Origin of the sequence: Streptomyces chumphonensis (assembly GCF_014779715.1) — a bacterium.
In the GTDB taxonomy this organism is placed as follows: domain Bacteria; phylum Actinomycetota; class Actinomycetes; order Streptomycetales; family Streptomycetaceae; genus Streptomyces; species Streptomyces chumphonensis.
The window spans coordinates 61899-82704 of record NZ_JACXYU010000001.1 but is presented as its reverse complement, the minus strand read 5'-3'; the positions used below and the strand labels follow the sequence as shown (position 1 = coordinate 82704).

The 20806-nt window shown below is 75.7% G+C and carries 7 protein-coding genes; all 7 read left to right on the top strand.

Features of this window, described 5'->3' with window-relative positions; genetic code table 11:
- Positions 1–84: 84 nt before the first annotated feature.
- The 7 genes from IF129_RS00230 to IF129_RS00200 all read left to right on the top strand — a co-directional run bounded on the left by IF129_RS00230 (position 85) and on the right by IF129_RS00200 (position 20805).
- Entirely contained in the window at positions 85–1236 is a 1152-nt protein-coding gene (locus tag IF129_RS00230; RefSeq protein WP_191207319.1) for a cytochrome P450, read from the top strand.
- A gap of 315 nt (positions 1237–1551) precedes the next feature.
- Positions 1552–4392 carry a LuxR C-terminal-related transcriptional regulator gene (locus tag IF129_RS26645; RefSeq protein ID WP_191207318.1) on the top strand — a complete coding sequence of 947 codons (2841 nt, stop codon included), beginning with the start codon at positions 1552–1554 and terminating at the stop codon, positions 4390–4392.
- 291 nt (positions 4393–4683) lie between these two features.
- Positions 4684–5190 (top strand): hypothetical protein, encoded by a 507-nt coding sequence (locus IF129_RS00220; RefSeq protein ID WP_191207317.1) that lies wholly within the window; start codon positions 4684–4686, stop codon positions 5188–5190.
- A gap of 31 nt (positions 5191–5221) precedes the next feature.
- A complete protein-coding gene (locus tag IF129_RS00215) occupies positions 5222–5734 on the top strand; it encodes a hypothetical protein (protein ID WP_191207316.1) in 513 nt (170 codons plus the stop codon).
- Between the two features lie 43 nt (positions 5735–5777).
- The gene (locus IF129_RS00210) at positions 5778–7199 is read left to right on the top strand and encodes a PfaD family polyunsaturated fatty acid/polyketide biosynthesis protein (RefSeq protein ID WP_318153467.1); all 1422 of its coding nucleotides are present in this window, start codon (positions 5778–5780) and stop codon (positions 7197–7199) included.
- Complete coding sequence (fabD, locus tag IF129_RS00205) at positions 7196–8062, top strand: ACP S-malonyltransferase (RefSeq protein WP_191207315.1); 867 nt, start codon at positions 7196–7198, stop codon at positions 8060–8062. The genes IF129_RS00210 and fabD overlap by 4 nt, the downstream gene beginning before the upstream one ends.
- A gap of 74 nt (positions 8063–8136) precedes the next feature.
- On the top strand, positions 8137–20805 hold the full coding sequence (locus IF129_RS00200; RefSeq protein WP_191207314.1) for an SDR family NAD(P)-dependent oxidoreductase: 12669 nt from the start codon (positions 8137–8139) through the stop codon (positions 20803–20805).
- Position 20806: the final 1 nt, after the last annotated feature.

Sequence of the window (20806 nt, the reverse complement as noted above, 5' to 3'; positions counted from 1 at the left end):
CGTGATGCTGCCCTGGCCGACCCGCCGGGTGAGAAGGGTGATGGGGTGTCCGACGCCGAACACGATGTACCTCCGCAGCCGAACGTGAACGACCCCGCCATTTACGACTGGTACCGACTGATGCGGGACGAGCATCCGGTGCACAGGGACGCGCAGACCGGCTGGTGGGTGGTGTATCGCTACGCCGACGCCCGGCACGTCCTGACCAACCCGGGCACGTACTCGTCCGAGATGCACCGCATGGGCTTTCCCGAGTCCGGGCTGGAGAGCCTCCCGCAGATGGACCCGCCGCGCCACACGCGGGTGCGGCAGATCCTGAGCACGGCGTTCACACCCGGCTCGATCGCCGCCTACGAACCGCAGATCATCCGCATCACGAACGAGATCGTGGACGAGATGATGGGCCGGGACCAGGCGGACCTGGTGGCCGACCTGGCCTACACCATTCCGATCGCCGTGATCCTGGAGATCCTCGGACTGCCCGCCGAGGACCGGGTGCTCTTCTACGACTGGGCGCGCAAGGTCATGAACGTCACGCCCGAGGAGATGGCCCAGGAGGGCTACCTGGAGGCCCTCGGCGAGCTTCAGCAGGAGGCCATCGCCTACCTGCGCGAGCGCGTCCGGGAACGCAAGGGCGCCTCCCGCGACGACATGCTGACCCGGTTGGCCAACGCCGAACTCGACGGCGAACGGCTCACCGAGGACGAGACCGTGAACTTCGCGAACGTGATGTTCGCGGGCGGCCACATCAGCACCACCATGACCATCGCCAACTCGATCGACCTGCTGGACCTCAACCCCGAGGCGTGCCAGGCCGTTCGCGCGGACCGCGCGCTGATTCCCCAGGCCGTCGAAGAGGTGCTGCGCCACCGCCCCCCGATCACCACGGGGTTGCGGGCCTCCACGCGGGAGGTGGAGTTGGCGGGGGTGACCATCCCGGCCAACCAGCACGTCGCGGCGAGCTTCTGCTCCGCCAACCGCGACGAGCGCCAGTTCCCCGAGCCCGAGGCGTTCGACGTGCATCGGCGCAGTGAGGGACGCCACTTCGGGTTCGGTTTCGGGACCCACCACTGCATCGGCAACGCGCTCGGTCGGCTGGAGACCAGGCTGGTGCTGAACGTCCTGTTCGACCGGTTCAAGGAGATCACCGTGGACCGCGACGGCGACATCGCCTGGGCCGTGCCCCCGCAGATGGTCGGCTTCGACAAGCTGCCGGTGAGCCTGCGGCCCGCCTGACGTCCCACGCACCCGCCTCCCGGAGGACTTCGGTCCGCCGGGAGGCGTCGTGCTGTGGCGACCGGGGTCGCCGACGGGCGCCTCCCGCAGGCCGCCGCCATGTCGCAGGCATAGTCGCCCTCCCGCCGTCGTGTTAGTTTCCGAACACATACAGGTGCCGACCTCACCGCGTACTCGGGGGAACCGAAGATGACGTCTTCGCTGTTCAGTTCGTATGTCCACGCCGCCCTCCGACCCCAGGGGCGGGTGCGTCCCACCTAGCTCCGCCGTTCCCGTCCGTCAGATTCATTTCGGTTCTGTGCGAAGGGATGCGCGATGGGACAGGCATGTTCTCTACTCGAACGCGACGACGAGCTCGCGTTGTCGGACGCCGCCCTGCGACGGGTGGGCTCCGGGGACGGGGCGATGGTGATCTTCGAGGGCGGCGACGGGCTGGGGAAGACCGGCCTGCTGGCCTCCGTCCGCGCCGACGCTGCCGACCGCGGCTTCCAGGTGTTCCAGGCCCGGGGCAACGTGCTGGAACAGCGCTTCCGGTGGGGCGTGGTGCGGCAGCTCTTCGAACGCCGCTCGGGGGTCGGGCCCTCGGAGGTGCTGGACGGCGCGCTGGTCGGTCCGGCGGTCCTGGCCGGGGACCTCTTCGACTACACGCGCAACCCGCGCCTGGAGGACACGGCCTCGCGGGACGACCACCTCTACTCCGCCCTGCACGGCCTGTACTGGTTGTGCCGGAACCTCGCGCGGGAGCGCCCGCTCCTCCTGCTCATCGACGACGCCGACTGCGCGGACGTCGAGTCCCTGCGGTTCGTGAACTACGTGGCGAACCGCCTGGAGGGCAGCGGCATCCTGCTCGTGCTGAGCTGCGGCCAGTCGGGCCCGGCCGACACCCGCGACCTCATCACGTCCGCCTCCGTGCTGCCGTCGGCCTCCCACGCCGTCCTCGCGCCGCTGAGCCCCGAAGCGGTCCGCCGCCGGATAGCCGAGCGCCTCGGACGTGAACCCCACGCCGGCTTCTCGGCGGCGTGCCTGGCCACGACCGGCGGCAACCCCCTCCACCTGGAGGAACTGCTCAAGGAACTGCACCGCCACGGACTGGCCCCGGTGGATTCCACCGCCGAACAGGTCCCGCTCCTGACTCCCGCCAGGGTCGCCCGCCGTCTTCTGCGCCAGCTGAGCCGACTGCCGCACGAGGCGACGGCGCTGGCCACGGCCGTCGCGGTCCTGGGAGCCGACGCCCGGCCCCGGCACTGCGCGGTCGTGGCGGAACTCGGCGAGGCCGAGGCGGCGGCGCAGGCCGCCGGGCTGCGGGACGTCGGGGTCCTCGGTCCCGGGCTGCCCTACTCCTTCCAGCGACCGGAGCTGGGGCGGATCCTGTTCGCGGAGACACCCGCCCACATCCGCAGCGCCGCCCACGGCCGGGCGGCCCACTGCCTGTACGCCGCGCGGGCCGACAGCACCACGGTCGCCGGTCACCTGTGCCGCGCCGAGCCGGGCACCGCGCGGTGGGCCGCCGACGTCCTCGTGTCGGCCGCGCAGGAGGAGATGCGCGGCGGGCATCCGGAGCACGCGGTGCGCTACCTGCGCCGGGCCCTGGCCGAACCGCTGTCCGCCCCGGACCGCTCCCGCCTGCTCGGGGCCCTCGGGTCGGCCCAGTTGCGCTCGCGCGACCCGGAGGCGCTCGTCCACCTGCGGCAGGCACTGGTCCGCTCCCCGGACGCGGAGCGCGACCTGCGGGTGCGCCTGGACATGGGCCTGGCCCTGCTGGCCGTGGGCCGTTCCGAGGAGGCCGTCCGCGTCTTCGGCCAGCTGGCCGAGGAGGAGCCGGGCGGGACCGTCCTCACCCACTGGTCCTCCGCCGCCTCGATGGCCTCCCGTCTCGCCGGGGGGTCCGGCCGGCGGAGCAGGGGCGCCCGGGCCGGCCGCGGTCCGCTTCCGGCGGCGCACGCCGCGTTCGAGGCCATGGCCCGGGGGCTGCCGGTGAACCGCGTCAGGCGGCTGGCCTCGGCGGCCGGCCGCACGTTCCGGCTGCCGACCCACGACACCGAGATCACCGACGCCTCCGTGGCGGCCTGGACCCTGGCCCAGTGCGACCGCCCGGACCTGGCCGACCGGATCCTCTCCGACCTGGTGGTCCAGGCGTCGGAGGCCGGCTGGCTCCTGGCCGGGGCGACGGCGGCGGCGCTGCGCGCCGGCGTCCTGCTCGACGCGGGACGGACGGCCGAGGCCGAGGCGCTGGCGCGCGGGGTGCTGGGCGATCACGACGCCCGCCGACTGACGACGATGGGCGTTCCGCTCGCCGCGGCGGCGCTCGTCCACTGCCTGGTCGACACGCAGCGGCCGGAAGAGGCCCGTGAACTCCTGGCCCGCTTCGACCTCGCGGACCGCCTCCCGGAGGCGGCCCACTTCGTCCCGCTGCGCCTGGCCAGGGCCCGGTTGCGCATCCGCCTCGGGGAGCACGAGGCGGGCCTCGCCGAGATGTGCGCCTGCCGGGAACAGGTCCGCAGGCAGGGCTGGCGGTACCCGGCCGCCGTCTGCGCGGTGCTGCCCGACGCCGTGCACGCGGTGGCGCTCACCGCCGATCCGGGCACGGCCCGCAGGATCGCCCGGGAGGAGGTCGAGCACGCCCGCGCCTTCGGTGCGGCCCGGCCGCTCGCGGTGGCCCTGCGCACCTACGGCGAACGGCTCGGCGGAGCGGAGGGCCTGCGCCGGCTGGAGGAGGCACACCACATCCTCGAGCCGCTGCCCTACCTCCCGGACCGGGGCCGGACGCTGCTCGCCCTGGGCTCCGTCCTGCGGCGCGACGGGAACCGCAGCGCCGCGCGGAAGCAACTCCAGCACGCGCTGGAGCTCGCCCGCACCAGCGGTGCCTCCGCTCTGGAGAACGCCGCCCGGGCCGAACTGCGCCTGGCGGGCGACCGGCTGGCCGGAGGCACGCTGCGCTCCCCGGCCTCGCTCACCCCGGCGGAGGAGCGGGTCGCCCGCAAGGCGGCGGAGGGGATGAGCAACCGGGAGATCTCCCAGGCCCTCTTCGTGACGGTGAAGACGGTGGAGTGGCACCTCAGCCAGGCCTACGCCAAGCTCGGGATCAGCCGGCGGGCCGAACTGCCCCGGGTGCTGGCCGATCGCGGGCTGCGGGTGGGGGAACGCACACCCGCCTGAGCGCGAACGCCTCCTGTCCTGCCGTGCCCTGTCCTGTCCTGCCGTGCCGTTGTGGTGCCGTCGGGGGACCGACCAGCGCAGCCCCCGGAACCGGGTCCTCCGAAAGCCTGCTCCGAGGCCGTCACCAGCGCGTTCACACGCCGGACCCGCGATGGACTGGGGTCGCTGCTGGGGGTCCTCCGGGGGCGCCCGCGCGGCGCCTTGAGGAACGCTTGCGGCCGAGTCCAAGCCGTTCGTCACCCGGCACCCCGGGGACGCGGCGCGGTCCGACGCAGCGAAAGGGCGGAAGCAGTGGAGAACAGCACCGGGCCGGAGAAGCGGTACGACACGCTCACCGCCGCCGAGCGGTCGTTCGTGGACGAGGTCGCCCACCACTACCACACGGCGCACGGTGTGACCTGGGAGAAGGGACGCGTGATGGCCTGGATGATCATCAGCGACCCGCCGGAGCAGACCCTGGAGCAGATCTGCGCCGCGGTGGACGCCACCCCCGAGGCCATCGAGCAGCTCATCGAGCAGCTGACGCTGGCGGGTCTCTACCAGCGTGTCGAGGAGCCCGGCCGCGAACCCCGCTACCGCCTCGTGGACGACGGGTACCCCAAGGCCGTGTCCGACACCTTCGCCAGCTGGCCCGAGTACCACCGGATCTTCCAGTTCGGCCTGGAGGCGCTGGCCGACGCCGGTGCGGAGCGGCGCAAGCGCGTCGCCGAGATCGAGGAGCTCTTCGGACACATCGTCGGCGACCTCGCCGACATGTCGCGGCGGTGGGAGGAACACCGCCGCACCGTCTCCGCCTGACGACCCGTACCCGCAGCGAGGGGAAACCCGCATGACCGACGCCACCTCATCAGCGCTCCTGGACGACGGCGAGAGGGCCTTCGTCGAGAAGGTCGCCCAGTACTACTTCGAGAACGACGGCATGCCGCACGACCGCGGCCGTGTCGTGGGGTACATGATGATCTGCGACCCGCCGGTCCAGAGCCCCGCCGAGATCGAGAAGGTCCTCGGCGTGCCCCGCGCCGCCATCGACCGGATCGTCGACCAGCTCACCCCGGAGAACGACCCCGTGAGCGTCTTCGAGCGCTCGGGGCCGCTGGACGGGGACTACACGATCCGCCTCCGGGAGAACAGCTGGGGCCCCAAGGTGCGGGGCATCTTCGCCGAGTTCCCCGACTTCCACCGCGTCACGGAGCGGGGGCTCAAGGAGCTGAGGGCCGAAGGGGCGTCCGAGGAGCGGCTGGTGCGGCTGGCCAACATGGAGCGCTTCCTCCGCTTCGTCAGCGGGGAGATGCCCGCCATCCTCGACCGCTACGAGCAGCGCGGCTCGGCGGGGGCCCGCTGAGGTCGACCGTGGAGCAGAGTCGGCGCGCCGAGGGGAGACAGAGGTGACCACACTGGTCGCACCGAACGACCCGCACCCCCGGGAGCCCGGCGTGATCACGCCGGAGGCCCTGGGCAGCTCCGCCTTCCGCGCGGACCACGGGGCGCGGTACGCCTACGTCGCCGGGTCGATGTACAAGGCGGTGGCCTCGGAGGACATGGTGGTCCGGATGGGCCGCGCCGGCCTGCTCTCCTACTTCGGCACGGGCGGCCTGCGGACCGGTCAGATCGTCTCGGCGATCGAGCGGTTCGCCCGCGAACTCGGCGACCGGCCCTACGGGCTCAACCTGCTGGCCTCCCACGAGAATCCGGCCAAGGAGGACGAGCAGGTCCGGCTCTTCCTCCGGCACGGGGTGCGGCGGGTCGAGGCGGCCTCCTTCATCCGGCCGACACCGGCGCTGGTGCACTACCGGCTCAGCGGTCTGCACCGGGGCCGGGACGGTTCGGTGCGGGCCCCCCACCGCGTGCTGGCCAAGATCTCCCGGCCCGAGGTGGCCCAGTGGTTCCTGGAACCGGCACCGCGCGCCCTGGTGGACGCCCTGCTGGCCGAGGGGCGCGTCACGCAGGAGGAGGCCGCACTGGCCGAGCGGATCCCGCTGGCCGACGACGTGTGCGCCGAGGCGGACTCGGGCGGCCACACCGACCAGCGGCAGCTCGTCGTCCTGCTGCCCGACACCGTCCGGCAACGGGACCGCGTCGCCCGGGACTTCCCGGCGGCGGCCGGGGTGCGGGTCGGGGCGGCCGGAGGGCTGGGCGTTCCGGAGGCCGTGGCCGCGGCCTTCGTCCTCGGCGCCGACTTCGTGCTCACGGGCAGCATCAACCAGTGCACCGCGGAGTGCGGCACCAGCGAGCGGGTCAAGGACATGCTCCAGACCGCCGAGGCCCACGACATGGCGGTGGTCCCCGCCGGGGACATGCTGGAGACCGGGGCGCGCGCCCAGGTGCTGCGGCGCGGGCTGTTCTACCCGGCCCGGGCCAACCGGCTCTACGAGCTCTACCAGCGCCACGGAAGTCTGGAGGAGCTCGACGAGCGCACGGCCCGGCAGTTGCAGCGCCGCTACTTCCGGCGCAGCTTCGACGAGGTGTGGGACGAGACCCGCGCGTACTACGAGAAGGCCAACCCCGCGGCCCTGGACCTCGCCGAACGCGACCCGAAGCACAAGATGCTGCTGGTGTTCAAGGCGTACTTCGTCCAGTCGATCCGACTGGCCATGAGCGGTTCCGCCGAGCACCAGGTCGACTACCAGATCAACTGCGGCCCCGCGCTGGGAGCCCTCAACGCCCACCTGCGCGGCACCGCGTGGGAGCACTGGCGCGACCGCCACGTCGACGAGCTCGGCGAGATGCTGATGCGCGGCGCGGCCCGCGTCCTGTCCGACCGGCTGGGGGCGCTGGCCTCCGCGACACGAAACCGGAGCAGCTGGTGACCACCGTCCATCTCTTCGCCGGTCAGGGTTCGCAGCGGCTCGGCATGGGCCGGGAACTGCTCGCGGCCTACCCCAACCTGGTGCGCCAGGCCGACTCCGCACTCGGCTACTCGATCGCCGGACTCTGCCTCGACGGTCCCGCCGAACGGCTGGCCGACACCCGGTACACCCAGTGCGCCGTCTACGTCGTCGACGCCCTCGCCTACGTGGACGCGGTCCGCACCACGGGGGTGATCCCCGACGTGGTGGCCGGGCACAGCCTCGGCGAGTACGCGGCCCTCTTCGCCGCGGGGGCCTACGACTTCCGTACCGGGCTGGAGATCGTCGCCGAACGCGCGGCCCTCATGGCGCAGGCCGGACCGGGCGCCATGGCGGCGGTCATCGGGGCCGACGAGGACACGGTCCGGTCCGTGATCGAGGCGGACGGCGGCGAGGTCGACATCGCCAACCTCAACGCCCCGGACCAGATCGTCGTCTCCGGACGCCCCGAGGACGTCCGCAGGGCGTCGCGCGCCCTCGCGGTGCACGCGACGACGGTCGTCCCGCTGAAGGTGAGCGGCGCCTTCCACTCGCGGCACATGCGGCCCGTCGCCGAGCGCTTCGCCGCGTTCCTGGACCGCTACGTCTTCGGACGGCTCAGGATCCCCGTCATCGCGAACACCACCGCCCGCCCCTACGGCGACGCCGGGGTGGCCGACGTGCTGCGCCGACAACTCACCGAGCCGGTCCGGTGGAGCGAGACGGTCGAGTACGTCCTCGACCTCCCCGACCCCCGGCTGCGCGAGATCGGCCCCGGCAACGTCCTGACCGGGCTGACGCGGCGCGTCCAGGAGTCCCGAGGACGCTCGGCGGTCGCCACCTGACCCGTCCCCCCGCTCGGCAGGGAGTCCGCCCCCCGGGGGCGGACGTGCGATTCTCCGGAGAGGAAGAGCACCGCATGAACCCCCACCTCGTCACGGGCACCCTCACCGTCACCCCCGAAGAGGTCCGGGCCTTCGCCGAGGCGAGCGGTGACGCCAGCCCGCTGCACGTCGACGACGCCTACGCACGTCGCACGCCGTTCGGCCGACCGGTCGCCCACGGGGTGCTGTGCGTGCTCAAGCTCTTCGCCGCGGGCCCCGCCCGCCCCGGCCTGCGGGTGTCCTCGCTCACCGCCCGCTTCCGCGGCCCGGTGACGCCCGGCCAGCGGTACGCGTGGTCGGCCGAGGACGCCGCTCCCGAGGACGCCGCCGCGGGCGCCGGACCGGACGGACCCGTGGAGGGGGCCGCGCCGCCGCGCCGCCTCGTCCTGCGCCTGCGGGACGGGCGGCGGGACCTGATCGAGGTGCTGGCCACGGTGGAGCCCGGGACCCTGCGGGAGGCCCCCGCCCGGCCCGCCCGGTCCCGACTGCGGCGGACGGCGGCCGGTACGCCGTGGGACGGTCTCGCCCCGGGGCAGGCCGTCGGGGCCGCCTACCGACCCGACTGGCCGGCCCTGTCCGCCCTGGCCGACCGGCTGGGGCTCGCCGAACGGGCCCTGGACGCCGAGCACCTGGCCGTGCTCTCCTGGGCCAGTCAGCTCGCGGGGATGGAGGCGCCCGGTCGCGCGGCCCTGGTCAGCGGCCTCGACCTCGACGCGGAACCCGCCCCCCGGCGTTCGGCCTTCCGGGCCCGGGGCGAGATCACCGAGGTGGACGAGCGCTACCGGCAACTGCGCCTGCGGGGCGAGGTGACGGCCGGTCACCTGCGGGCCCGGGTGGGGCTGCGGGTGCACGTGCGCGGGGAGGGGAGCGCCCCCTCCGTCGACCTGCTCCGCACCCGGCTCGGGTGCGGTCCCGGGCCGGGGCCGCTCGTCGGCCGGACCGCCTTCGTGGCCGGCGGGAGCCGGGGCCTGGGCGCCGCCGTGGCCGCCGCGCTCGTCCTGTCCGGTGCCCGGGTGCACGTGGCCTTCCGGGACAGCACGGCCGAGGCCGAGGAGTTGCGGGCCGCCCTCGGCGCGGACGGGGAGCGGCTGGTCCTTCACCGGGGGGATGTCGGCGACCCCCGGTGGTGCGCGGAGACGCGGCGGAGGATCGTCGAGTCGGAGGGGCCGGTGCGCCTCCTGGTGCTGAACGCGGGGCCCCCGGCGCAGGCGTTGGACCTGCACCCGGACGCCGTGGCGCGGGCCGCCGCGCACGTGGAGGCGGCCCTGCGGCTCGCGCACGCACCGCTCGCGGCGTTCGCCGAGGACGTGGCCGCCGGAGACGGCCAGGTCGTGGCCGTCTCCTCCGCGTACGCCGCCTCACCGCCGCGCGGCCTGTCCCACTACAGCGCCGCCAAGCGCGCGGTCGAGGGTCTGGTGACGGCCGCCGTCACCGAGCACCCCGGACTGTCCGGCCTCCTCGTCCGGCCGCCCCGGCTCGCCACCACCTTCGCCGACAGCGTCACCGCCGCCGAGGAGGCGCTGCCGGTGGAGACGGCGGCGGCCGTGATCGTGCGCCGGATGGTGGCCGGAGGCGCACCGGGCGCCACCGAGGTCGTCGACGTCTTCGCGCCTTCCGTCGCCGAACCGGCCCCCGCCGGGACCGCCGCCGACCCGGATCGGGAACCGTCCGCACCCGCCGAGGGCCCCGCCGCACGGGCGGGGGCGGCGCTGGCGGTGGCGGCCACCTTCACCACGGAACCGCTGCGCGAGGGCCTGGAGTTCTGGGCGCGGCGGCTCGGCCTGGAGGTGTCCGTCCGGCTCTCGCCCTACGGCCAGGTCTTCCAGGAACTCCTCGACCCGGCGGGCGGGTTCGCCGGCAACGTCGGCGGCTGCAACGTCGTCCTGCTCCGCTTCGAGGACTGGCCGCGCGGGGCCGGGGGCGTGCGGACGGCCGAGGAGTTCGCCGCCGCCGTCACGACGGCCGCCCGCCGCGACGCCGTGCCGCTCGTCGTCATGGTCTGCCCGCCCTCCCCGACGGCCGCGGACCGGCGCGCGGAGGAGCTCTCCTCCCTCGAAGCGCGGGTGCGGACCGCGCTGGAGGGCGTGCGCGGCGTCCACCTGGTCTCCGGCCCCGACTGGCGCGCCCCCTACTCCGTGCCGCGCCACCACGACGCGGCACGGGAGGAGCACGCCCACATCCCCTACACCCCGACGGCCTGCACGGTGCTGGCGACGGCCGTGGCGCGGACGGCGCACTCCCTGCTGGCCCCGCCGTTCAAGGTCCTCGTGCTCGACTGCGACAACACGCTGTGGCGGGGGGTGTGCGGTGAGGACGGGGCCGACGGCGTCGAGATCGGGCCCGCGCACCGCCGACTGCAGCAGTGGGCCGTGGAGCGGCACGCCGAAGGCGTCCTGGTCTGCCTGTGCAGCAAGAACAGCGACGAGGACGTGGACGCCGTCTTCGCGCACCGGCCCGACATGCCGCTGCGTCCCGAGCACGTGGCGGCCCGCCGGGTCGACTGGAACCCCAAGCCCGGCAACATCCGGGCGCTGGCCGAGGAACTCGGCCTGGGCACCGACGCCTTCGTCTTCCTCGACGACAATCCCGTCGAGGTCGCGGCCGTGCGGGCCGAGCTCCCGGAGGTGCTCGCGCTCACCCTGCCCACCGACGTCGCCCGGTGGCCGGACTTCCTGGACCGGCTGTGGGCGTTCGACAAGGCGGAGGTGACGGACGAGGACCGACGGCGGACGGTGATGTACCGGGCCGGCCGCGAGCGCGCGGCCCTGCGCGAGGCGACCGCGACGCTGAGCGAGTTCATCGGGGGACTCGACCTGCGGGTCGACGTGCGCCAGGCGACCCCGGAGCAGTTGGCGCGGGCGGCTCAACTCACCCAGCGGACGAACCAGTTCAACCTCGCACCGACGCGCAGGACGGAGTCCCAGCTCGGCGCGCTGTCGGCGGAGGGCGCCCGCTGCTGGGTCGCCGAGGTCACCGATCGCTTCGGCGACTACGGGCTCGTGGGCGTGGCCATCACCCGGGCCGGGGCGGACGGCGACGGGGACACCGCGACGCTGGACACCTTCCTGCTGAGCTGCCGCGTCCTGGGCCGGGGCGTGGAGCACGCCTTCCTCGCGGCGGTGGCCTCCGCCGTCGAGGAACACGACGGATGCCGCCACCTCACCGCCGTGCACCGGCCGACGGCCCGCAACACCCCCGTCCGCACCTTCTTCGACGCCGTCCTCGGCCACCGGGCGTCACCCGCACCGACGGAGGGCGAGGTCGTCTACCACGCGCCGCTGGCGGAGGTCGCGCGCGTCGCCTTCCGGCCGGAGGACGCCCCGGACCCCGCCACCGGGGACACCGTGGCGTGGGCCCCGCGACCGGCGCCGGCGGCGTCCTCCGCCGGCGGCACGGCCCGGCTCGACGCCCTCGCGGACCTCGCCGGTGTCCTCGTCGACGCCGAGGTGCTGCACCGGGCGGTCACCGGCGATCCGGAGCCCCCCGCCGCCCGCGCGGCGGACGCGGCCGACCCGGCGGCGGGCGTCGTCGCCCCCCACGCGTGGGCCGAGGCGCTGGACCGCGTCTGCGGGGTGCTGGCCCGGCCCGGACGGCGGACGGGGGCGCGCCTGGGCCCGGACACCACGGTCGAGTCGCTGCGCCTGGAGTCGCTGGAGATCGTCGACGCCACCGTCGCCCTGGAGGAGCACTTCGGCCGGCTGCCGACGACCCTCTTCTTCGAACACCGCACGCTGGGGGACGTCGCGCGCGCCGTGCTCCCCCCGGCGGCCCGCACCCCGGGCCCGACCGGCCCGGCGGAGCCGGCGGCCCCGGCGCCACCCCGGACGCCGGCGTCCGCGCCGGACGCCGGGGACGGCGCCGCTCCCGGCGCACCGGCTACCGCGGCCGAGGACGCCGAAGCCGCCGAGGACGCCATCGCCGTCGTCGGCGTCGCCGGGCGGTACCCCGGCGCCGCAGACCTCGACCAGCTGTGGCACAACCTCGTGGCCGGCGCCGAGTCGCTGGGGGACGCGACGCGGCGGTGGGGCCGCGCCGACCTCGTCGACCCCGACGGCGGCCCCGGCCGCACCTACACCGCCGCCGCCGGGCTCCTGGACGACGTCGACGCCTTCGACGCGCTGTTCTTCGGTCTCGCACCGAGCGAGGCCGAGACGATGGACCCGCAGCAGCGGCTGTTCCTCCAGACCGCCTACCACGCGCTGGAGGACGCCGGACACACGGCGGCGAGCCTCGGCCGCGACGTCGGCGTGTACGTGGCCTCCATGGGCCCCGACCACGCCGTGCTCAGCGCCAACGCCGCGCTGGACGGCCTCAGCCGCTACCCCAACAGCGACATCTACCAGATCGCCAACCGCGTCTCCTACTTCCTCGACTTCACCGGCCCCAGCATCGCGGTGGACACCGCCTGCTCCGGCTCCGGCGTCGCCCTGCAACTCGCCTGCGACGCCCTGCGCGCGGGCACCGTCTCGGCGGCGATCGCGGGCGGCGTCAACGTCATCCTCCACCCCGCCCGCCGGATCCAGTACGCCCAACTGGGCATGCTCTCGCCCACCGGCCGCTGCCGCCCCTTCGGTGCGGGCGCCGACGGCATGGTCACCAGCGAGGGCGTCGGCGCGGTGCTGCTCCGGCCGCTGAGGGACGCGCTGGCCGACGGCGACCACATCCACGGAGTGATCAAGGCGGTCACCACCAACAGCGGTGGCCGCACCAGCGGTTTCACCGTGCCGAGTCCGGCCGCGCAGGCGGAGCTGATCGGCGCGGCCCTGCGGCGGGCCGGTACCGACCCGGCCACCATCGGCTACGTCGAGGCGCACGGGACCGGGACCGCGCTCGGCGACCCCATCGAGATCCGCGGACTGACCGCGGCCTTCGGCTCGCCCGGCCCGGACGGTGCGATCCCGGTCGGCAGCATCAAGGGGAACATCGGTCACACCGAGGCCGCCGCCGCGCTGGCCGGGCTCACCAAGGTGCTGCTCCAGCTGCGCCACGGCACGCTGGTGCCCTCGCTGCACTCCGAACGGCTCAACCCGGCCATCGACTTCGACACCGGTCTCTTCCAGGTGCAGCGCGAGGCGGCAGCCTGGCGCTCCGGCCGGGCCGGAGCGCCCCGCCGGGCCTCCGTCAGCTCGTTCGGCGCCGGCGGGGTCAACGTCCACCTGGTCGTGGAGGAGCCGCCGTCCACCGGCACGGGCGCCCCCGGGGACGCCGGACCGGAACGCCCGGAACTGGTCGTGCTCTCCGCGCGGGAGGACGCCACCCTGCGGGAGGTCTGCCTGCGGCTCGCCGCGTGGCTGCGCGGGCCCGGCGCCGACCGGGACCCGGCCGACGTCGCGTACACCCTGCGGGAGGGTCGGGAACGGCACGCCGTCCGCCTCGCGTTCCCCGTCCGCGACCGGCGCCACCTGCGGGACGTCCTCGACGCGCTCACGGCCTCGGGACGGACCGTCGAGGAGGCGGCCCGGGAGCTGAACGGCGTGGCGTTCGAGCGGTCCGGCGCCGGGCGCGACCTGGCGGACCTCCTCGACGGCGGTCCCGAGACCACCGGTCTGCTGCGCGGCCTGGCCGAGCGCGGCGACCTGCTCAAACTGGGTCGGCTCTGGTGCGCGGGGGCACGCTGCGACTGGTCGGCCGTGCTGCCCGCCACGGGGCGCCGCCGTGTGCCCCTGCCCGGCTACCCCTTCGCCCGTACCCGCCACCGGCTCCCCGCCGCCGAGACGGCGCCCGCGCGGGCCGACCGGGCGCGGCCCGACGAGGCGCCCGCCGACGCGTCCCCGCTCGCCTACTACACGCCGCGCTGGACGACGACCCACCCCGCTCCCGAGGAGCGGCCCGTCACCCGGGCGACGGTCGTCGCGATCGGCGGCCCGCGGGACTGGAGCGAGGGGGCCGACCACCACGCGGCCGACCCGGACGACCTGCCCGGCGTCCCGGGCGAGCTGATCGTGGTGGACCGCCGGGGGCTGGACGACGCCGGGGGGCCGGTGGCGGAGGGCGTGGAGCGCTCCACCGCCACGCTGCTCGCGCTGGCCCGGCGCGCCGCGTCGGGCGGAGGCCCGCTCACCTACGTGTGCGCGGCACCGGCCGACGAGGACGACCCGCACGGCTCCGTCGTCCCGGGGCTCGGCCGGGCCCTGGCCCACGAGATCCCGGGGTTCCGGGCGGTCCGCGTGGAGGTCGGGGCCGACACGGCCGAACCCGCGCTCGCCGACCTGGTGGCCGAGGCGGGCCGGGGCACGACGGAGGTCCGCCTCACCGGCGGGGAGCGCCGCACGCGCCGCTGGCACCGCGCCGAGCCCGCCACCGGCGGCAGCCCGGTCGGCCTGCGGCGCGGCGGGCACTACGTGATCACCGGCGGGGCGGGCGGGATCGGTCGACGGCTGGCCGTCCTCCTCGCCGACGCGTGCGCCGCGTCGGTCACCCTGCTGGGACGCTCCGCCGCCCCGGAGGCGGTGGAGGAGCTGCGCGAGCGGTGCCGGGCGGCCGGTGGCGACCTGCTGTACCTGCGTGCGGACGTGACGGACCCCGCCGCTCTGGCGCAGGCGATGGCCGCCGCACGGAGCCGCTTCGGCCCGCCGCACGGGGTCGTCCACGCCGCCGGGGTCCTGCGGGACGCGCCGCTGGCCGACCTGACCGACGCCGCCGTCCGCGACGTCCTCGCGCCGAAGGTCACCGGAACGCTGCTGCTCGACCGGGAGACGGCCGCCGACGCGTTGGACTTCTTCCTCCTCATGTCCTCCTTCGTCGGCACCTTCGGCAACGCGGGCCAGGCCGCCTACTGCGCCGCCAACCGCGTCCTGGACGCGTTCGCCGAGCAGCGTGCCGCCCGCGTCGCGCGGGGGCGGCGGCACGGCGCCTCGGTCTCGGCGGTGTGGCCCCTGTGGGAGGACGGTGGCATGCGCATGCCCGACGCCGTGCGGCGCCTCACCGCGACGACCACCGGCCTGACGGCGATCTCCTCCGAGGAGGCCCGCACGGCGCTGCGGGACGTCCTCGCCCTCGGTTCCCCCACCGTCCTGGTCGCCCGAGGGGACCAGCGGCGGATCACCACCGCCCTGGACGCCCTCGAACCCCCCGCGGCGCGGGCGGACACGGCCGGCCCGCCGCCGGACGCCCCCGAGCCCGGCGGGCGGCCCGCCGACGGCCTGCGCCCCTGGCTGTGCGCCCTGCTGCGGGCGGAGGCGGCCGAGCTGGTCAAGGTGCCCGTCGAACAGATCGCCCCCGAGGTCGAGTTCGGCGACTACGGCTTCAACTCCGTCCTCTTCACCGATCTCGCCAACCGCCTCAACGACCGGTTCGGGCTGGCGCTCACGCCCGTGGCGTTCTTCCAGCACCCCACCGTGGACGCGCTGGCCTCCGTGCTGTGCGCACGCTACCGGGACGCGGTCATCGCGGCCCGGGACTCCGCCGCCGCGCCGGAACCGGACCAGCGGCCCCACGCGGCCCCGCCGGTGGCCGCCCCGGAGCCCCGGTCCGCACCGGATGCGGCGCCCTCGACGCCGGCGGGGGAGCGAGGGCCCCGGCCCGTGGCCGTCATCGGTATGGCGGCCCGGCTGCCCGGCTGCCCGGATCTGGACACCTACTGGCGCCAGCTCCTGGACGGCCGCGACCTCGTGGGCCCCGCACCGGCGGGACGGTTCACGCGGGACGCGCCCCGAGGCGGCTTCCTCGACGACATCCTCGCCTTCGACGCGGAGTTCTTCGGCGTCCCGCCGCGCGAGGCCCGGCTGATGGACCCGCAGCAGCGGCTCTTCCTGGAGGCGGCCTGGCACGCGCTGGAGGACGCGCTCCTCGACCCGCGCGGTCTCGCGGGAAGCCGCACCGGCGTGTTCGTCGGCGCCACCCTCTCCGACTACGCCGACCACCTGGCCCGCGCCGCCGAGGAGGTGGGCGGCCACACCATCACCGGGCACGTGCAGTCCGTCATCGCCAACCGGGTCTCCTACCTGCTGGACCTGCGCGGCCCCAGCGAGGTCGTGGACACCGCCTGTTCGAGCTCGCTGACGGCGCTGCACCGCGCGCTGTGCGCCCTGGAGGCCGGGGAGTGCGACCTGGCGGTGGCGGGCGGCGTCAACGCCCTGTTCAACCCCGTCTGGTTCGAGTCCCTGGGCAGGGCGGGACTGCTCTCCGGCAGCGGACGCTGCTGGACGTTCGACGAGCGCGCCGACGGGTTCGTCCGGGGCGAGGGGGTGGGGGCCGTCGTCCTCAAACCCCTCGACCTGGCGCTGCGCGACGGGGACCAGGTGCACGGTGTGATCCGGGGGTCCGCCGTGGGCCACGGCGGTCGCGCGCACTCCCTGACCGCGCCCCGCCCCGAGGCGCAGGCGGAGGTCGTCCGCGCCGCCCTCCGGCGGGCCGGGGTGGAGCCGCGCACGGTGTCGTACGTCGAGACGCACGGCACCGGGACCCGGCTGGGCGACCCCATCGAAGTGGCCGGTCTGACCGAGGCGTTCACCCGCTCTGGGGCCGCCGTGGCGGAGCCGTGGTGCCACCTGGGCGCCGCCAAGACCAACATCGGCCACCTGGAGTCGGCCGCGGGTGTGGCCGGTCTGCTCAAGGTGCTGCTCGCGCTGCGCCACCGCACGCTGCCGCCCAACGCGGCGGGCGACCGCGCCAACCCCCACCTGGACCTGTCCGGCGGCCCCTTCACCGTCCTGCGCGAGACGAGGAACTGGGAGCCGAAGGACCCGGACGGCCGCCCGCTGCCCCTGCGGGCGGGGGTGAGCGCCTTCGGCTTCGGCGGCGCCAACGCGCACGTCGTCGTGGAGGAGCCGCCCTCCCGGCCCGTCCCGGCACCGGCCGACGACGACGCCGGGGAGCACCTGCTCGTGCTGTCCGCCCACGGGCCGGACCGGTTGCGGGCGTACGCCCGCCGGTTGCGGACGGCGCTCACGACGACACCCCACCGGCTCGCCGACCTCGCCCACACCTCGCGGGTGGCGCGCACCGCCCTGCCCCACCGGATCGCCCTGGTCGCCGCCGACCTCGACCAGGCCGTGAGCGGGCTCGACCACTACCTGGACGGCCGGCGGGCGCCGGGCCTGTACGCGACGGAGAGCGGCCTGTCCGACGACGCCCCGGACCCCGCCCCGCCGGCCGAGACCGCCCGGCGCTGGGCCCTGGGCGAGCCCGTCACGCTGCCCCGGGTCCCCGGCGCACGACGTGTCCCCTTCCCCGGCTACCCGTTCGACCACTCCACGGCCCACGGCCCGGTGCTGACCGGCGGCCCCGCGTCGCGGCCCGCACCCGGCGCCGCCGCCCCCGCCCGCCCGGTGCCGTCCGCGGAACCGGCCCCGGAGGCGGAACGGGCCCCGGAACCGGCCCCGGAGGCCGGACCGGTCCCGCACCTCCTGGCCCGGCGGTGGCGGCCGGCACCGCCGCCCGCGTCCCGGGCCCCCGAAGGCGCCGCCACCCGCCTGCTCCTGGTGGGGCGGGAGGCCGGGATCGGGCTCGTCGAGGAACTGGCCGCCACCGAGGACGTGCGCTGGCTGGTCCTGCGCGAACCCTCCGCCCTCCCGGCGCTCTGTGCCCACGAGTTCGAGCTCGACCTCGACGACCACGAGGGCGGCGGGCGCCTCGCCGAGCGGATCCTGGCGTCCCACGGGCCGCTCGACGCCGTCATCGACCTGGTCGACGCCACGAGCGGCCCCGGCACCGCCCGGGAGGCCGCCCGCGTCGCCCTGCTGCGGGCGCTGGCCGCCGACCGTCGCGGGCACGCCCTGCGCCTCGTCCACGTCCGGGGGCAGGCGGGGCCGGAGCCCGACGCGTCCGCGTCCCTCCCCGGGGAGTCGGTGGCCGGGGCCCGCATGGCCGGCCTGGTGCGGGCCCTGGGCGCGGAGTACGCCGCGCTGCGGACCGTCACCGTCGAGACCAGGCCCGGCGGTCCGGACGACGCGCCGCCGGGACCGCTCTCCCTCGCCCTCCGCGAACTGGACGCGGCCGGAAGCGAACCGGAGGTGCGCTACGACGGGACCGCCCGGCACGTCGCCCGGCTCGAACGCCTGCCGCTGCCCGCCTCCGGGGCCGGCGGCCACCTCGGTGCGTTCCGCATCCGTCCCGACCGCCCCTACCTCATCACCGGGGGCACCGGGGGACTGGGCCTCGCGGCGGCCGAACTGCTGGTGGCGAAGGGCGCGCGGCGGCTCGTGCTGACCGGCCGCCGGACCCTGCCCGGCCGCGAGCGGTGGGCGGACCGCGCGCCGGGGGAGTGGTGGGCCGCACGCGTCGCGGCGATCGAGCGGCTGGAGGCGGCGGGGGCCGAGGTCATGCTCCCCGACACCCCGTTCACCGACCCGGACGCCACCGGGGACCTCCTCACCGCGGCCCGCGCGCGGTTCGGCCCGGTCGCCGGGGTCCTGCACTGCGCCGGTTCGGTCTCCCCCACCCCCGCCTTCGTCCACAAGTCCTACCGGGAGATCACCGACTGCTGGGAACCCAAGGGCGCCGGGCTGCTCGCCCTGGACCGGGCCCTCGCGCAGGACGAACCGGACTTCGTCGTGCTCTACTCCTCCGTCTGCGCCGCCGTTCCCGCCCTCGCTCCGGGGCTGAGCGACTACGCGAGCGCCAACGCCGTGCTGGACGCCTACGCGGCGCACGCCGCCCGGCGGGAGCGCGTGCGGGGCTCGCGAACCCGCTGGATCGCCGTGGACTGGGGCAGTTGGTCGGAGATCGGCATGGGCGAGGTGACCAGCCGCCGCTACCGCGACCACGGCCTGGCGGCCCTCACCCGGGAGCAGGGCCTGACCCTGCTCGACGCGGCGCTCGCCACCGGCGGACACACCAGCCTCATCGCCGTCAACGCCCGGCCCGAGGCGGCCGAGGCCCTGCTGCCGGGCCCTGGGCCCGCGCCGCGCGGCGCCCCGGCCACCGAGCCCGGGCCGTCGGCCGACGCGGCGCAGGCGGCGGGCCGGCAGGACACCCTCGTCGAGCGGTGCGCCGCCCACATCACCGACGTCCTCGCCCGCGAACTCGGACTGGAGCACGGCCGCGTCACCCCCGACGCCCGCTTCAGCGACCTGGGCGTCGACTCCATCCTGATCGCCGCCATCGTCACCGGGCTGGAGACGCTCGCCGGAGCCCCCCTGGAGCCCTCGGTCATCCTCGAACACCCCACCGTGTCCCGGTTGAGCCGGTACCTCGTCGAGCACCACCCGGACGGGCTGGCCCGCTGGGACCGCGGCCGCTCCACCGCACCCGCCGCCGACCGCACCCCGCCGACCGTCGGGGCCGCCGAAGCCGCCGAACCCGCCGGGGCCGTCCCCGCCACCGCCCGGCGCCCGGAGCCGGACGTCCTCCCGCTGGCGGTCGTCGGCCTGGCGGGGCGCTTCCCCGGCGCGCCCACCACCGAGCACTTCTGGGACCTGCTCCGGCACGGCCGGTCCGGCGTCCGGGAGGTGCCCCGGTCCCGCTGGGACATCGCCACCCTGTACGCGCCCGAGTACCGGGAGGGACGCAGCATCAGCAAGTGGGGCGGGTTCCTCGACGGCATCGAGGACTTCGACCCGGGCTACTTCGGCATCCCGGAGGCCGACGCCGCGCACATGGACCCGCTCACCCGGCTGTTCCTGGAGACGGCCGAGGAGCTCTTCGCCGACGCCGGGTACCGGCCCGAGGAGATCGCGGGCCGCCGCGTCGGGGTGTTCGTCGGCTCGGGCACCAGCACCTACGGCTCACGGATCGCCGTGCCCGGCCGGGCCACCGCCACCGGCACCAACCAGAACTTCATCGGCGCCCACCTCGCCCACTTCCGCGACCTGCGCGGCCCCAACCTGGTCGTCGACACGGCCTGCTCGTCCTCCCTGACGAGCCTGTGCCTGGCCCACCAGGCGCTGCGGACCGGCGAGTGCGAGATGGCCGTCGTCGGCGGCGCCGACCTCATCCTGGACGAGACCCCCTACCTGTCCCTGAGCGCCGCCCGCGCGCTGGCCCCCGACGGGACCTGCCGCGTCTTCGACGCCTCGGCGAGCGGCTTCGTGCCGGGCGAGGGGGTGGGGGCCGTCCTGGTGAGACCCCTCGACGCCGCCCTGCGCGACGGCGACCGGGTGCTCGCCGTCATCGAGGGCACGGCGATGAACAACGACGGCCGCACGATGGGCCTGACGACCCCGAACCCGGACGCCCAGCGGGAGGTCATCCGCAGCGCGCTGCACCGGGCCGGGGCGTCGGCGGGAAGCGTCTCCTACGTCGAGGCCCACGGCACCGGCACGATGATCGGGGACCCGATCGAACTGCGCGCCCTGACCGAGGTGTTCCGCGAGGACACCGCCGACACCGGCTTCTGCGGGGTCGGCAGCGTCAAGTCGAACGTCGGCCACCTGCTCATGGCGGCCGGCATGGCCGGACTGCACAAGGTCATCCTCTCCCTGGTCCACGAGGCCCTCCCGCCGACGCTGCACTGCGAGCGCCCCAACCCCCGCTTCAGCTTCGACGCGTCACCGTTCCGCCCGCAGACCGAGCTGGCGCCCTGGCACCCCCGGCACGGCGTCCGGCGCGCCGGGATCAGCGCCTTCGGCTTCGGCGGGACCAACTGCCACGTCGTCCTGCGCGGTGTGACGGACGCCGAGCGGGCGGGCCGCGAGATCCGGCGCGCTCCGCTACCGGCACCGGTCTTCCGACGGGCGCGCCACTGGCTTCAGCGGCCCCCCGCGGCGCCCCCTGCCCCCACCCCCGGACCCCGTCCCCTGCTCCAGCTGGAGGAATGGATCTAGC

Bases quoted from the DNA above. Each gene is read 5' to 3' on its own strand.
- IF129_RS26645 (WP_191207318.1), top strand. From the start codon at position 1,552: ATGGGACAGGCATGTTCTCTACTCGAACGCGACGACGAGCTCGCGTTG.
- IF129_RS00215 (WP_191207316.1), top strand. From the start codon at position 5,222: ATGACCGACGCCACCTCATCAGCGCTCCTGGACGACGGCGAGAGGGCC.
- IF129_RS00200 (WP_191207314.1), top strand. From the start codon at position 8,137: ATGAACCCCCACCTCGTCACGGGCACCCTCACCGTCACCCCCGAAGAG.